Genomic DNA, 13,080 nt, shown 5'->3' on the forward strand with positions numbered 1-13,080 from the left:
GCCTCACGTCTCCCGCCTTACTCCAGCGTCGGCACGGCCACTCGACCGAGCACGTCGTCGACGACGTCCGATTTCCGCACGTCTTCGACCCGCGCGTCCGGCGTCAGGACGAGGCGGTGAGCGAGCACGGACTGCGCGACGCGCTTTACGTCGTCGGGCGTGACGAACTCGCGGCCCTCGATGACGGCGCGGGCGCGGGTCGCCTCGAACAGCCGTTGGGTCCCGCGGGGGGAGACGCCGATGCGGACCCGGCGGTCGGTTCGGGTCTCCCGCGCGAGCTTCGCCATGTATTCGAGCAGGTCGTCCTCGACGCGGACCGATTCGGGCGCGCGGCGGATGGCGGCGACGGCGTCGCGGTCGAGGACGCGCTCGACGCTCGGGCTCTGATCGCTCCGGCCCGCACGCCGGTGGAGGAGTTCGACCTCGCCGTCGAGGTCGGGGTAGCCGATGGCCGATTTCACGACGAACCGGTCGACCTGCGCCTCGGGGAGGGTGAACGTCCCCTCCTGTTCGACGGGATTCTGCGTCGCGATGACGAAGAAGGGGCTCGGGAGCTGGTGTGTCTCGCCGTCGACGGTCACCTGTCCTTCCTCCATCGCTTCGAGGAGGGCGGCCTGCGTCTTCGGCGGCGCGCGGTTGATTTCGTCGGCGAGGACGACGTTGGCGAAGATTGGCCCCGGCGAGAACTCGAAGGTCCGCTCGCGCTCGTCGTAGATGTTCGTCCCGGTCACGTCGGCGGGAAGCAGGTCCGGGGTGAACTGCACGCGGGAAAACGACAGCCCGAGCGCGGTGGCGACGCTCCGCGCGGTGAGCGTCTTTCCGGTTCCCGGAACGTCTTCGAGGAGGACGTGGCCGCGGGCGAGGACGCCCGTCAGGACGGTTTCGAGGAAGGCTCGGTCGGCGATGACGGCCTCCGAGATGGCGTCGAGCACCTCGGAGCACGTCTCGCTGGCCGTGTCGATGTCCATACACCACCCGGGTCTGCGTGCGACTTATTCCCATTGGTCGGTGGCGCTCTGGTCGGTCGCTCGTCGGTCGTCGACTCCGCCCGTCCCGCCCGGACGCAGTTGGGCCAGAGACCCGCCGACTGCATCCGTGTGACTCTCCGCCGCGGCCCTCGGAAATCGAAACGGATTAAACTATCCGCGAGAGAGACAACGATGGAAGCCGAGGTAGCCTAGCCCGGCCAAGGCGGTAGATTCGAAATCTACTGTCCATTCGGACACGTGAGTTCAAATCTCACCCTCGGCGCTTCTCGCGGCCACAACGTTCCGAGCGGCGCGTCTCGTCGCGCCGCGACTCCGTGGCCGCGTGTGCAACGTCCTGAGATTTGAATCAAGGAGCGACCGCATGGGAGCGACTGCGGTTCAAATCTCACCCTCGGCGCTTCTTCCGAACGTCACCCCGCGAGAGACGTTCATGTCTCTCGCCCCGCGTGACGAGGCTGTGCGACGACCCGAGATTTGAACCAGCGAGCGAACGCAGTGAGCGAGTGAGGTTCAAATCTCACCCTCGGCGCTTCTCGCGGCCACAACGTTCCGAGCGGCACGTCTCGTCGCGCCGCGACTCCGATTCTCTCAGTCCGACGTAGACTCCCATTCTCCCCAGTGAACGAGTTCGCTCGTGTCGATGCGCTCGCGCCAGCCCTCTCGTTGGAGGACCGGCTCCTCGGGAAAGCCGTCCTCGGGATAGCCGACGCAGAGATACGCAATCGGCTCGACGTGGTGCGGAATCCCGAGTACTTCGCGGACCTCGTGGGGGTAGAGAAACGACACCCAGCCGACGCCGACGCCTTCGGCCCGCGCGGCCAGCCAGAGGTTCTGCACGGCGAGACACGTCGAGTAGGCGTCCATCGCCTGCATCGTGTTGCGCCCGAGGACGTGCGGGGCGTCCCGCGTCGGGTCGCACGTGACGCAGACGTTCACCGGGGCGTCGGTGATTCCTTCCAGCTTCAACCGACCGAACTCCGACTTTCGAGGCTCTCGATAGCCCTCGCGGGCCGCCGCAATCGCACGCTCCGCGATGGACGCGACGGCCGCTTTCGTCTCGTCGTCCTCGACGACGACGAAGTCCCACGGCTGCGAGAAGCCGACGCTCGGGGCGTGATGCGCGGCATCGAGCAGTCGCGCCAGCGTCTCCTCGGACACCGTATCGTCGCTGAACCGCCTGATGTCCCGCCGTGCGTAAATCGACTTGTACACGCCCGACCGCTCGCGCTCCGTGAACCCAACCATCGTTTCGATAGTCCTGACTGGCTCGCAAATCGGTTCTGATACGCCCGACGGAGCGCGCTTCACGCCACCAAAACAGTTACTAATTAGACACGAATGCCGGTCCGTATGGACACCGCGCTCAAATACAGACTCGACGTCATCATCGCCCTCCTGTTTTTGCTCGTGCTCATCGAGAGTTACCGGGTTGCCGGCTACTTCGGCGCAGCGTTCGTCGTGGTCGTCACCATCGTTCTCGTCGCCTTCGCGCTGGAGTGAGCGCTTCGAGACGCTTGCTTCGAGTGTCGTCCTCGCGTAAGGTGTGCGACATCGTGGCACGGGGCCGTGCAGTCCCTCGATTTCACTTTCACTCTCCTAGGATTCGATACATATCCCCTGCCCGCGTCAGCGAGGGTATGAGTGCGAACGCAGTAAGCGCGGACACGAGCGAACGGGACGGGACGCGACGCATCGACGTGACGACGGTCCGGACCGGCCGCGTCGCCGACTTCGCGGAGACGGAGCTCGGCGACGACGCTATCGGGTTCGAGCGCCGCGGCGGCTGGACCTACCTCGTCGCCAAAGAGACGCGGTAGTCCGGGTTCGGATTCAGTCGTCCCGGGAGCGGGAGAAAAACGCGGCCGCGACGCGACAGGGTCGTCTTCTCAGTCGTCGGCCGACGCGGGCGTCGGCGACGTGTGGTTCGGCGCGAGCAGCCGGTCCAGCGCGTCCACCATCGCCTGGACGCTCGCCCGCGTGATGTCGGCGTGCGACGCCGCGACGGAGACGCTTCGGTCGCCGAGCGACATCGTCACCTCGACGGTCACGACGGCGTCGGTGCCGCCGGTGATGGCGTCGACGTGGTACTCGTCGAGTTGGGCGTCGGCGTCGGGGCCGAGCGCCTCGCGGACGGCCTTCACCGCGGCGTCGACCGGGCCGGACCCGGTGCCGGAGGCGACGCGTTCCTCGCCCTCGACGCGGAGGCGGACGCTCGCGGTCGGCGTGCCGCCGCCCGAGGCGGCCGTGAGGTCGAGCAGTTCGACCTGTCGGGCGCGCTCGCGGCCCTGAACGTCCTCTGCGAACGCGAGGAGGTCGGCGTCGGTGACGCGCTTGCCGCGGTCCCCGAGTTCCTTCACGCGCTCGACGACGGCCGCGACTTCCTCGTCGGTGGCGTCGACGCCGTGTTCGTCCAGCGCGGCCTTGACGCCGGCGCGCCCGGCGTGTTTCCCGAGGACGAGGCGGCGCTCGCGGCCGACCGTCTCCGGCGGGTACGGCTCGTACATCGCGTCGTCCTTGAGCGTCCCGTCGGTGTGGATGCCGCTCTCGTGGGTGAAGGCGTTCTGGCCGACGACCGCCTTGTTTGGCGGGAGCGAGACGCCCGTGGCCTGTGCGACCTTCTGGGCCAGCGCGTACAGTTCGTCGAGCTTCACCGACTCCACGTCGTAGCAGTGGTCGAGCGCGATGGCGACCTCTTCGAGCGCGACGTTGCCGGCGCGCTCGCCGATGCCGTTGACCGTGGTGTGGACGAGGTCCGCGCCCGCGGCGAGGCTGGCGTGGACGTTCGCCATCGCGAGGCCGAGGTCGTCGTGGGTGTGCGTCGAGGTCGGGCCAAGCTCGGAGAGTCGGGAGACGACCTCGTAGGTGTGTTCGGGGCTCGTGTGGCCGACCGTATCGGCGAAACAGAAGCGGTCGGCACCGGCGTCGTGGCTGGCGCGCGCGAGCGATTCGAGGAACTCCGGGGCGGCCCGCGAGCCGTCCTCGCCGATGACCTCGACCCAGAGGCCGTGGTCCTTGGCGTAGGCGACGAGTTCGTCGGTCGTCTCGACGACGTCCTCGCGGGTCGTCCCGACTTTCGACTCGACGTGGCGGTCGCTCGCCGGCACGACGAGCGTGACGCCGTCGACGTCGCAGTCGAGCGCGAGGTCGACGTCGTTCTTGACGCCGCGGGCGAAGCTCGTCACCGTCGCGTCGAGGCCGAGCGACGTGACGCGCTTTATCGTCTCGCGCTCGCCGGGGCCGGTGCAGGCGCTCCCGGCTTCGATGTAATCGACCTCCGCGCGGTCGAGCGCGCGGGCGATGTCGGCCTTCTGGGTCGGCGTCAGCGAGACCCCGGGGGCCTGCTCACCGTCGCGGAGCGTGGTGTCTAAGAGCTGTACTGAATCAGAAGTGCGTAGCTCGGGGGTCTTCCCGAATCGTTCGTTCACGGTAGAATCGTGTCCTTGTGGGTTAGAACCGTCGAATTTCACAGCCAGCCGTCTCGCGACGACTTACTCTATCCTCCGTCGGTGTGGTAGGTTCCGACATAGTAGTTGAACACATTTGTCGATGAAGGGATAAAAGAGATGGTTCCGACAGAAATTGGTGTCTCTCCGGGGACCGCGCTGGACGAGCGTTGCTTCGAGACCGTCGAGTCACTCCGCAATCTCGACCAGGTCGCCGGGTTCGACGCCGTCGGCCGCGCCCGCGGGGAGTTCGACGACGGTGTCGGCCATCCCGAAGCCGATACCCGTCCACGCCGACAGCCGCTTTTTCTTCGTCACCTCGTCGCCGACGAGCCAGAGCGCGTCGATGTCGAACGGGACGAACACCATGTGGAGGCTGTGGCGGTCGGCGTCGTCGAACCGGAAGACGAGGGCGTAGTCGTCCGGCACGGAGCCGCGGAACATCAGCCCGCGCGCCTGCGAGAGAAACGAGTCGGCAGTCTCGACGTTCGACGCGAGGGTCGATTGCGCTCCGTTCTGTCGGTGAACGAGTCTCACGGAGCCGGCTTCGACGGCGGACGTGATGAATCCACCGCCGGGCCGTCGGTTCGTCCGCCGTCGAGAGCAACGTTTAGGCCCGCCCCGCCCCGAACCCGGTCCATGGAGCGGACGCCGACAGGGACGCCCGTGGGGGTCGACGACCCCTACGACCACGCCGGCCGCTGCGACCACCTCACGAGCGACGGCGCGTGCCGCCTCGCCCGCGAGTACGCCGACCGCGACCCGGCGTTCGCCCGCGAGCGCCGCCGCGCGGACTACGACTGCGTCGCGGCCGCGGAGGGCTGTGACTTCCGCGACTGCCCGCACTACGCCTCGACGACGAGCGGCCGCGAGTGCGTCCGCTGCGGCCTCGAAGAGGTCCGCATGGCCCACGATTCGACCGCTCGCCCGCTCCTCGAAGCACACCACCTCTCGTACGGCGGCCGCGGCGGTGACGGCAGCGGCGACGGCGACGAACCATCCCACGAAATCACGGTCGCGCTGTGTCGGTGGTGTCACACGAAGGTTCACAAGTCGTTCGCCCGCATCGACGACGACGCCTCTCCCGACGTCGAAGCCATTGCCGAGCGAGAGGGCCGCCGGACGAAGGAACTCGACGAACTCGGGTTTCAGACGGCGCGGGACCGCGCCGGCGACGAGTGAGGCGCGACCCGACCGGCCCGACGCGCCAATCTGATGCACGGATACGCGCATCTCGACCGTTCTTCGATTGACTTTTAGGCACGGTAGTCCAATCCGGGACATGACCCGCATCGTCGTCATCGACAACCACGGGCAGTTCACCCACCTCGAACGGCGCGCGCTCCGCGACCTCGGCGTCGACACCGAACTCGTCGACAACGACACCGACCCCGCGGACATCGACGCGGACGGTATCGTCCTCTCCGGCGGCCCCGACATGGACCGCATCGGCCGCTGTCCCGACTACCTCGACCTCGACGTGCCCGTCTTGGGCATCTGTCTCGGCATGCAGATTCTCGCGGAAGAACTCGACGGCCGCGTCGGCTCCGGCGACTACGGCGGCTACGCCGACGTGGACGTGGAAATCCTCGACGAGGACGACCCGCTTATCGGCTCGCTCGCCCCCGAGACCCGCGTCTGGGCCAGTCACGCCGACGAGGTCAAGGAGGTCCCCGAGGGCTTCACCCACACCGCCACGAGCGACGTGTGTACCATCGAGGCCATGAGCGACGCCGACCGCGACCTCTACGGCGTCCAGTGGCACCCCGAGGTCGCCCACACCGCCGAGGGCGAGGAAGTGTTCGAGAACTTCATCGACATCTGCGAGCGGTAACCGGTAGCCGAGCGGTCGGTCGCCTTCGACCGCGACCGGGTGCTCCGCGACGACTGGCTTTTTGCTCCGTCGCCGAGGCGGGAAACCGCAATCCGGCGACACGATGAAGTCTCTCACGGTCGTTCCTCGGAAGCAAGCCGAGACATTTACCGGCCTCCGTTCTGTCTGTTCGGGAAATGACCTCCACCCAGAGCGACCTCGCCGGGCTCTCGCGGTTCATCTTCCGCGCGCCCAGCTGGTACACGAGTCTCGGGTTCGCCCTGCTCGTCGCCGCGATGGCGGGTATCGGCGCGTTCGACTCCGGGGACCTCGCCGGCTCGTGGCGGGGCATCTTCTTCCTCGGGAGAGACGCTTGGGAAGGCATCTTCTTCATCGGGATTCCGACCGTCGTCGCGGCGTTCGGAACCACCGGCGTCGACCGGTTCGTCGGCGGGAAGCTGACGCACAACCGCTCGTCGCTCCTCGCGCTCGCCGGCGAGGTGATTATCGTCACGTTCCTCACCGGGGCCGCCATCGTCTCCGTCTTCACGGGCCTCGGCCAGACGTTCATCTTCGACGCGCTCGTAATCGCTCTCGCGTCGGTGTTCGCCTTCCGCCTGCTCATCGTGATGGCCGTCTCGCGGTCGTCGCTGCTCATCGCGGCGGTCCCGGCGAGCATCCAGACGCTCACGTCAGCCGCGCTCCTGTTCGTTTACAGCGGCACGCTCCGGTTCTTCGAGGTCGGCGGTCCCATCCTCGACGCCTATCTGATGCCGTATCTCGCCCGCCCCGACCGGGCACCGCCGGAGCTGTCGGCCATCGCGCTGAGCCACTTCCAGCTCCTCGCGATTACCTGCGTGATGTACGCCCTCGGGGTCTACGTCTTCCTCCGCATCGTCGACCGCCCGTGGCGTCGCGGCCTCGGCGTGTCGGTCCTCGACTTCATCCGCGGCTTCATCGGCCACATCGCCGAGGGAACCCGCGAACTGGAGGACTTCTTCGAACAGCTCGGCCAAGAGGCAATCGTCCCCGTCACCGTGCTCTCGTTCGAACGCGACGACGGAACCGAGAAGGCCCGGTTCGTCCTGCCGATGATTCACCCCGGTCCGATGGGCGAAATCGGCGGCGGCAACTTCCCCGAGCGCGTCGCCCGCCGGGCGGAGGGGCTCGTGTTCCCGCCCCACGCGACCGCGGGCCACGACTTCAACCTCGTGACCGAACGCGAGGTCGACGTGGTCCTCGACGCGGCCGACGACGCCTACGAGCGCATCGAGTACAGCCCCGACGTGACCGAAAGCGTCCGCGTCCAGTCCGGCGACGCGAAGATGCTCGGCCAGCGCTTCGGTGACGACGCGCTGCTCGTCTCGACGTACGCCCCGCAGTTCGCCGACGACGTGGAGTACGCGGTCGGCCTCTCGGCGTCCGCCGAGGCTCGCACCACGGGCCTGCGGGACGTGCTTCTCGTCGACGCCCACAACTGCAACAACGGGCTTCAGGGACCCGACCTCGGCCACGTCACGCCGGGGAGCAAGCGCTCGTTCGACATGATTACCGCCGCCGGACTCGCGGGCGAAGAACTCTCCGCCTCGTCGCGCGGGTCGCTGTCGTTGGGAACGTCGTTCGACCCGACCGACTGGACGCCGCGGGAGGGTATCGGCCCGCTGGGCATCCGCGTGGCCGCGACGACCGTCGGCGACCAGACGACCGCGTACGTCCTCATCGACGGCAACAACATGGAACCGGGCCTGCGCGACCGCATCGTCGAGGGGCTGACGACCGGGCCGAACGCGAAAGCCGACGTGGCCGAGGTGATGACGACGGACACCCACATCGTCAACACCGTCGAGGCGGAAAATCAGGTCGGCGCGGCCATCGACCACGACGAACTCCGCGAGACCATCGACCGCCTCGTCGACGAGGCGCTCGCGGACACCGAACCGGTCGTCGCCGGCATGGCGACCGAGCGCGCCGAGGTGACCATCTTCGGCAACGACCGCACCGAGACGCTCGCCAGCCACGCTAACGTCGTCGTCTCGATGGGCGGGGCGCTCGCGCTCGCGCTCATCCTCGCGGCGATGGCCGTCAGCCTGCTCGTGTTCTTCCTCGCGTAGGCGACGCTGGCGGCGCGTCGCCGTCCGGCGCTCCCGCTCTCCTCTCGTTCTCTGCGGTTCCGGCGTCGCCACTCGCGAGTCGATTCCAGCGACGAGCAACTCCCCGCCGCACTACTTCAGCGAGAGCGTCCGCGTCTCGATAGCGCCGCAACTCGGACAGACCCGCCGGTAGAACACGCTCGACCCGGTCGTCTTGGCCGACCACTCGCCGTCGTCGTCGGTGAAGCCACATTTCGAACAGGTGAGGTCGGCGTCGCTGTATCGCTCCCGCAACCGGTCCAACGCGGTCGTTCCTCTCGGCGTCCTTCTAATTGACATACGGTACCATACACCACTATCATGTTTAATTGTGTCGGGCGGCTCCGCACCGAATCGTGGTGATACTTGCGGAATGCGAAACCGATGTCCGACTCTCTCGTTCGGTTCGCGCGCCGGCCGGCACAGCGCCGCCGCTCACCGGACAACATCGAGTGCGGGGGGTGCCCGCGAGAACGTCCCTTACTCCTCGTCGGCGGCCGCGAACAGTTCGTCGACGGCCTCTTGGGCCGTCAGCGCCGCTTCCTCGGCGACCGCCTCCGCGTCGTCGGCGTCGTCGGGCGCGTTGACGTACACGTCAACGTCGAGGACGCCGTCTTCGAACGTCACGGTGACGTCGAAGTCCTTGACGCGCGACTGCTTGAAGCGGGCGAAGATGAGGCCTTCAGCCGCTTCCGCGGCGGTTTCGACCACTTCTTCGTCCGTCGGCTGTGACATTTACGCGCCGCCGGGGCCCATCGGACCCGCGCCGCCCGCGCCGCCCTGAAGCATCTGCTGGAGCTCTTCTTGCAGGCTCTCGAACTTCTCCTGCACGCGCGTCTCCTGCTTCGTGAGCTGCTCGACGCGCACTTCGAGGCTCTCGACCTTCTCTTCGAGGTCGTCTTTGGCCGACTCGTAGTCGGTCTCGATGAGGAGTTCGCCGACTTCGCGGTACATCTGCGAGTCGCCGTCGATCTCTTCGAGCGTCGTGAGCGCCGTCTGCGCCTCGTTGAGCGCGCTCTCGGAGGACTGCTTCTGCTCGGAGACGTTCTGGGCGGTCTCCTGAAGGTTCTGCAGTTCTTCGAGCTTCTCTTGGGCTTCCGGCGGTAGGCTTCCCTGCATACCCGAACCGACGGGACGCCGGCCCTAAAACACCCGCGGTCTCCTACGCGGACTCCGACTGCGCCTCACCCGCCGAAGCGACGCGCTCTGCGGTCTCTACGAGGCGTATCCACGAGTTCACGCCCGCGCGGAGTGCGACGAGGTCGCCGGCCTCGACGGTGACGACGACGGTCCGTCCCTCGCGGGCGACGCGCGCACCGGACCGGGCGTCGTCTATCTCGCCTTCCTCGACGGCGACGCTGCGCTCGACGACGCGCGCGCGCCGCTCGTCGGGGTAGTCGAATTCGAGCGAAGCGCTGTGCGCGGGGCGCACGCTACTCGACGGCGACTTCTTTGACGTTAGGCGACCGCTCTTTCAGCAGGACGCGGTGGCCGCAGTACGGACAGCGGACGCCACCGAACTCGTCCAGTTCGACATCGCGCTTGCACCGGGAACACTTGTAGCTCATTGTGAAGATGTAAAGCGTCGAGGCTACTTGTGGGTTATTCGTCCTCGCCGGTGAGCGCGGCGCGGATGGAACGACGGACCTGCTTGCCGGCGGGGGTCTGCGGGCGGTAGGTGCCGCCGGTGAAAATCTCGCCGGTCTCCTCGTTCTTCCAGACGCCGGTTTCGACGCGAGTGACGTCGTCGCCGTCGACTTTGGAGTTGCGCATCTCTGCTTCGATTTCCTTGACGCGGCGTCGAGCGACGCGGCCGTACCGAGCGCCGAAGCGCCCGGAACTACCGACGGATCGTGCCTTCTTGTCGGCCATAGTACCGCGAACTACCTCGCCGGTATGGATAAACCCTACGAGTCGTCTCGGGACCTGACGGGCCTAGACACCGCTTTGTCGCCGGCGCGCGTACGGGGGACCATGACACAACACGTGGTGGTGGGTGCCGGTCCCGTCGGACTCGCGGTGATGGAACAGCTCCGAGAACGCGGGGCGGACGTGGCCGCGGTGACGCGTCACGACCCCGACTTCCTCCCCGAGGGCGTCGAGAGCCGCCTCGCGGACGTGCTCTACCCCGACCGCGCCGTCGCCGCGTTCGCGGACGCGGATGTCGTCTATCACTGCGCCAAACCGCCGTACGACCAGTGGCCCGAACTGTTCCCCGACCTCACCCGCGGCATCGTCGCGGGAGTCGAAGCCGCCGGCGCGCGCCTCGTCGTCGCCGAGAACCTCTACATGTACGGCCCGGTGCAGGCTCGTCTCTCCGAGGACCTCCCGTACGCCGCCACCGGCCCGAAGGGACAGGTCAGAGCCGAGTGCGCCGACATCGTCCTCGACGCCCACGAGGCGGGTCGCATCGAGGCGACCATCGGCCGCGCCAGCGACTTCTTCGGCCCGCGCGTCCGCGAGTCGGTCGTCGGCGAGCGGGTGTTCGGGGCCGCCGTCGCCGGCAAGCGCGCGAAGGTGTTCGGCGACCCGCGACTCGCCCACACCTACACCTACGTCCCCGACTTCGCGCGGGCGCTCGTCCTCCTCGGTGAGCGCGACGAGGCGCTCGGCGAGGTCTGGCACGTCCCGAACCCCGAGACGGTCTCGACGCGCCGCTTCGTCAACCTCGTCTACGAGGCCGCCGACGTCGACCCCGGCTTCCCGCACATCATCGCCGCGCCGGGGGTCGCGCTGACGCTCGGCGGCTACCTGGGCGCGCCGCTGAACTACCTGAGCGCGCCGCTGAAGGAACTCTCGGAGATGCGCTACGCCTTCGAGGAGCCGTACGTCGTCCGCGACGCGAAGTTCCGCGACACGTTCGGTGACGCGGTCGAACCGACGCCGCTGGAGGACGCCATCGCCGAGACGGTCGCGTGGTTCGAATCACAGCGCGAGGCCGACGAGACGGAGCCGATTCACATCGAGACGGCTCCCGAGGGCGCGACCGAGTCGGCCTGAGTCGCCCACTCGATTCCGGCCTCGGCGCGCTCACCCGCCTACTCGTCTTGGAGCCCGTCTTCGCGCAGCGCCTCGTTCAGGTCGTCGCGGACGCGCTCGCCCGTCTCGCGGTTCATCGCCGTCGTGACGATGCGGTTCTCTTGGACGCTCGACCCGTCGCGGAGCAGGAGCCTGACGTTCCCGTTGCCGTCGGCGCGGGTGACCTTCGCCCGGAGGCCCGTCCGCGACCCGGTGCCGCCGGCGTCGATGGGGCCGGGGATGACCTTCTTGACGTGCGGATGGCCGGCGACGACGCCGATTGCCCGGCGGCCCCGTCGTCCGCCGATGAGCGTGCTGTGGCTCCCGCCCAACTTTTCGGCGGGCGGGATATCGACGACCTCCAGCGCCCGCTCGCCGCGGGTGTCGAGGACGCGCTGGACGGGGTCGTCGTCGGAGACGCGGTAGAACTCGTGGTGGAGTTGCGCGCGCGTCTCGCGGAGCGGGGCGCGCTCGCCCGCGGCGTACACCGTCTCGGGGCGCTTGCGCCGAATCTCGTCGGCGACGAGGCCGGCGAAGTTCCGGAGTTGGACCACCTTCGTCTCGTCGTCCGACTCGGGTATCGTCGTGACCGTCGTCTCGCCGAGCACGTCTTCGTCGTCGAGGAACGTCAGCGTCGCGCGGTCGGCCGCGAAGACGGCCACGACGGCGTCGCAGTTGGCGGTGTTGCAGGTGAGACAGTAGTCTCCCGGCTTCTCTAACGGATTTCCACACCGCCGACAGTGCATATCGACGTGTCGGACGTGCGCGTACAAAAGGCCGTTTATGCGGGTCGAGATGGACGCGCCGCGATTCCCGCCGCGGACTCGCCCGGCGAAACATATTCGTTCCCGTGTCCGAGACTCCACTTCGTATGCGCCGCCGGGCCCTTCTCGCGTCGCTGTCGCCGCTCGCGCTCGCCGGTCTCGCCGGACTGGTCGCGCTCGCGCTCGACCCCGAGACGACCGTCCGTCTCGCCACGCAACTTGGCCAATCGGCGCTCGATACGGGCCGGGGTGTCGCCTCGTATCTCGGTCGGGCCGCGCCGCTTTCGACGGCGCTGTTCGCCGCCCTCGCGTGGGTCGCCGCCGGGGGCTTCCGCGCCTTCGTCGCCCACCGCGACCCCTCCGATACGCGGACGACCGCCGAACACGCGTTCGCGCTCGTCGCCTCGGCGACCGTCCCGCTCGTGGCCATCTTCGCCCGCGACCGGCCGGTCGTCGTCGCCGGCGCGGGCGTCGCGCTCCTCGCCGGCGCGGGAGCCGTCTTCGCCGGCCGCTCGAACGCCAGGGGCGTCGTCACCGGGTCGCTGTACGCGGTGGCTCCCGTCGCCGTCGGCGGTGTCATCGCGTCCCTCGTCGCCGGTCCCGCGGTCGCCCGAACCGCCACGCTGGCGCTCCCGCTGGCCGTCGGCTACGCGCTCGGCGTCGCCAGCGCCCGCGGCCGGCTCCGCCTCGGCGCGGCGGTCTCGGCGCTCGCCTTCGCCGTCCCCGCGTGGACGTACTTCCCGCCGGCCGCGGAGGCTGCCGGCTTCCAGCCGGGAATCGTCGGTCTCGCTCTCGGCTTCGCGGTCGCCGCGACGCTCCTCTCGCTTCCGTTCGCGGCCATCGGCTACGCGACCACGCGCACCGCGGACGCCGAGCGACAGGCGGGAGCCAGCCCCGCCGCGAGCGCCGTAGAACAGTAGATTC

The 13,080-nt window shown here is 68.4% G+C and carries 18 protein-coding genes and 1 tRNA gene; 8 read left to right on the top strand and 11 right to left on the bottom strand.

Going from position 1 to position 13,080, the window contains the following annotated elements; genetic code table 11:
* Nucleotides 1–17: 17 nt before the first annotated feature.
* Nucleotides 18–968 (bottom strand): MoxR family ATPase, encoded by a 951-nt coding sequence (locus DVK03_RS03355; protein ID WP_004065084.1) that lies wholly within the window; start codon nt 966–968, stop codon nt 18–20.
* Nucleotides 969–1,166: 198 nt separating this feature from the next.
* Between DVK03_RS03355 and DVK03_RS03360 the strand changes: the two genes are divergently transcribed.
* Nucleotides 1,167–1,251, top strand: a tRNA-Ser gene (locus tag DVK03_RS03360).
* A gap of 326 nt (nt 1,252–1,577) precedes the next feature.
* Here the strand turns inward: DVK03_RS03360 and bluB are convergent.
* Nucleotides 1,578–2,234: a 5,6-dimethylbenzimidazole synthase gene (gene bluB, locus DVK03_RS03365; RefSeq protein ID WP_004065082.1), complete on the bottom strand. Its 657-nt coding sequence runs from the start codon at nt 2,232–2,234 to the stop codon at nt 1,578–1,580.
* Between the two features lie 105 nt (nt 2,235–2,339).
* On the opposite strand from bluB, the gene DVK03_RS19955 reads away from it, so the two are divergent.
* Nucleotides 2,340–2,489 carry a hypothetical protein gene (locus DVK03_RS19955; protein ID WP_199505971.1) on the top strand — a complete coding sequence of 50 codons (150 nt, stop codon included), beginning with the start codon at nt 2,340–2,342 and terminating at the stop codon, nt 2,487–2,489.
* Nucleotides 2,490–2,626: 137 nt separating this feature from the next.
* Entirely contained in the window at nt 2,627–2,806 is a 180-nt protein-coding gene (locus DVK03_RS03370; protein WP_115802221.1) for a hypothetical protein, read from the top strand.
* 69 nt (nt 2,807–2,875) lie between these two features.
* Here the strand turns inward: DVK03_RS03370 and DVK03_RS03375 are convergent, their stop codons facing one another.
* Entirely contained in the window at nt 2,876–4,414 is a 1,539-nt protein-coding gene (locus DVK03_RS03375; protein WP_004044292.1) for a (R)-citramalate synthase, read from the bottom strand.
* Between the two features lie 207 nt (nt 4,415–4,621).
* Nucleotides 4,622–4,969 carry a DUF192 domain-containing protein gene (locus DVK03_RS03380; RefSeq protein ID WP_004044291.1) on the bottom strand — a complete coding sequence of 116 codons (348 nt, stop codon included), beginning with the start codon at nt 4,967–4,969 and terminating at the stop codon, nt 4,622–4,624.
* A gap of 102 nt (nt 4,970–5,071) precedes the next feature.
* On the opposite strand from DVK03_RS03380, the gene DVK03_RS03385 reads away from it, so the two are divergent.
* The 3 genes from DVK03_RS03385 (at nt 5,072) to DVK03_RS03395 (ending at nt 8,356) form a co-directional block, all read left to right on the top strand.
* Nucleotides 5,072–5,614, top strand: coding sequence for a hypothetical protein (locus tag DVK03_RS03385; protein ID WP_115802222.1), 543 nt, complete (start codon nt 5,072–5,074; stop codon nt 5,612–5,614).
* Between the two features lie 100 nt (nt 5,615–5,714).
* Nucleotides 5,715–6,266, top strand: a complete 552-nt coding sequence (locus DVK03_RS03390; RefSeq protein WP_004044289.1) for a GMP synthase subunit A — start codon at nt 5,715–5,717, stop codon at nt 6,264–6,266.
* 176 nt (nt 6,267–6,442) lie between these two features.
* A complete protein-coding gene (locus DVK03_RS03395) occupies nt 6,443–8,356 on the top strand; it encodes a DUF2070 family protein (protein WP_115802223.1) in 1,914 nt (637 codons plus the stop codon).
* A 111-nt stretch (nt 8,357–8,467) separates the two neighbouring features.
* Here the strand turns inward: DVK03_RS03395 and DVK03_RS19660 are convergent, their stop codons facing one another.
* The 6 genes from DVK03_RS19660 to DVK03_RS03420 form a co-directional block, all read right to left on the bottom strand.
* A complete protein-coding gene (locus tag DVK03_RS19660) occupies nt 8,468–8,674 on the bottom strand; it encodes an HVO_0649 family zinc finger protein (protein WP_144860029.1) in 207 nt (68 codons plus the stop codon).
* A 180-nt stretch (nt 8,675–8,854) separates the two neighbouring features.
* Nucleotides 8,855–9,109, bottom strand: a complete 255-nt coding sequence (locus DVK03_RS03400; RefSeq protein ID WP_006600635.1) for a DUF3194 domain-containing protein — start codon at nt 9,107–9,109, stop codon at nt 8,855–8,857.
* Nucleotides 9,110–9,493, bottom strand: a complete 384-nt coding sequence (locus DVK03_RS03405) for a prefoldin subunit beta (protein WP_004044285.1) — start codon at nt 9,491–9,493, stop codon at nt 9,110–9,112.
* A gap of 43 nt (nt 9,494–9,536) precedes the next feature.
* Complete coding sequence (locus DVK03_RS03410; RefSeq protein ID WP_115802224.1) at nt 9,537–9,806, bottom strand: KEOPS complex subunit Pcc1; 270 nt, start codon at nt 9,804–9,806, stop codon at nt 9,537–9,539.
* Nucleotide 9,807: 1 nt separating this feature from the next.
* Nucleotides 9,808–9,942 carry a DNA-directed RNA polymerase subunit P gene (locus DVK03_RS03415; protein WP_004044283.1) on the bottom strand — a complete coding sequence of 45 codons (135 nt, stop codon included), beginning with the start codon at nt 9,940–9,942 and terminating at the stop codon, nt 9,808–9,810.
* 34 nt (nt 9,943–9,976) lie between these two features.
* Nucleotides 9,977–10,246, bottom strand: a complete 270-nt coding sequence (locus DVK03_RS03420) for a hypothetical protein (RefSeq protein ID WP_004044282.1) — start codon at nt 10,244–10,246, stop codon at nt 9,977–9,979.
* A 102-nt stretch (nt 10,247–10,348) separates the two neighbouring features.
* Here DVK03_RS03420 and DVK03_RS03425 point away from each other — a divergent pair, with 102 nt between their 5' ends.
* The gene (locus DVK03_RS03425; RefSeq protein WP_115802225.1) at nt 10,349–11,374 is read left to right on the top strand and encodes an NAD-dependent epimerase/dehydratase family protein; all 1,026 of its coding nucleotides are present in this window, start codon (nt 10,349–10,351) and stop codon (nt 11,372–11,374) included.
* 38 nt (nt 11,375–11,412) lie between these two features.
* Here DVK03_RS03425 and DVK03_RS03430 read toward each other — a convergent pair whose 3' ends face one another.
* The gene (locus tag DVK03_RS03430) at nt 11,413–12,138 is read right to left on the bottom strand and encodes a DUF2103 domain-containing protein (protein WP_008609097.1); all 726 of its coding nucleotides are present in this window, start codon (nt 12,136–12,138) and stop codon (nt 11,413–11,415) included.
* A 125-nt stretch (nt 12,139–12,263) separates the two neighbouring features.
* Here DVK03_RS03430 and DVK03_RS03435 point away from each other — a divergent pair, with 125 nt between their 5' ends.
* Entirely contained in the window at nt 12,264–13,076 is an 813-nt protein-coding gene (locus tag DVK03_RS03435; RefSeq protein ID WP_115802226.1) for a hypothetical protein, read from the top strand.
* Nucleotides 13,077–13,080: the final 4 nt, after the last annotated feature.

The sequence above is a fragment of the Haloferax sp. Atlit-109R genome, from assembly GCF_003665865.1.
GTDB classification, from domain to species: domain Archaea; phylum Halobacteriota; class Halobacteria; order Halobacteriales; family Haloferacaceae; genus Haloferax; species Haloferax volcanii.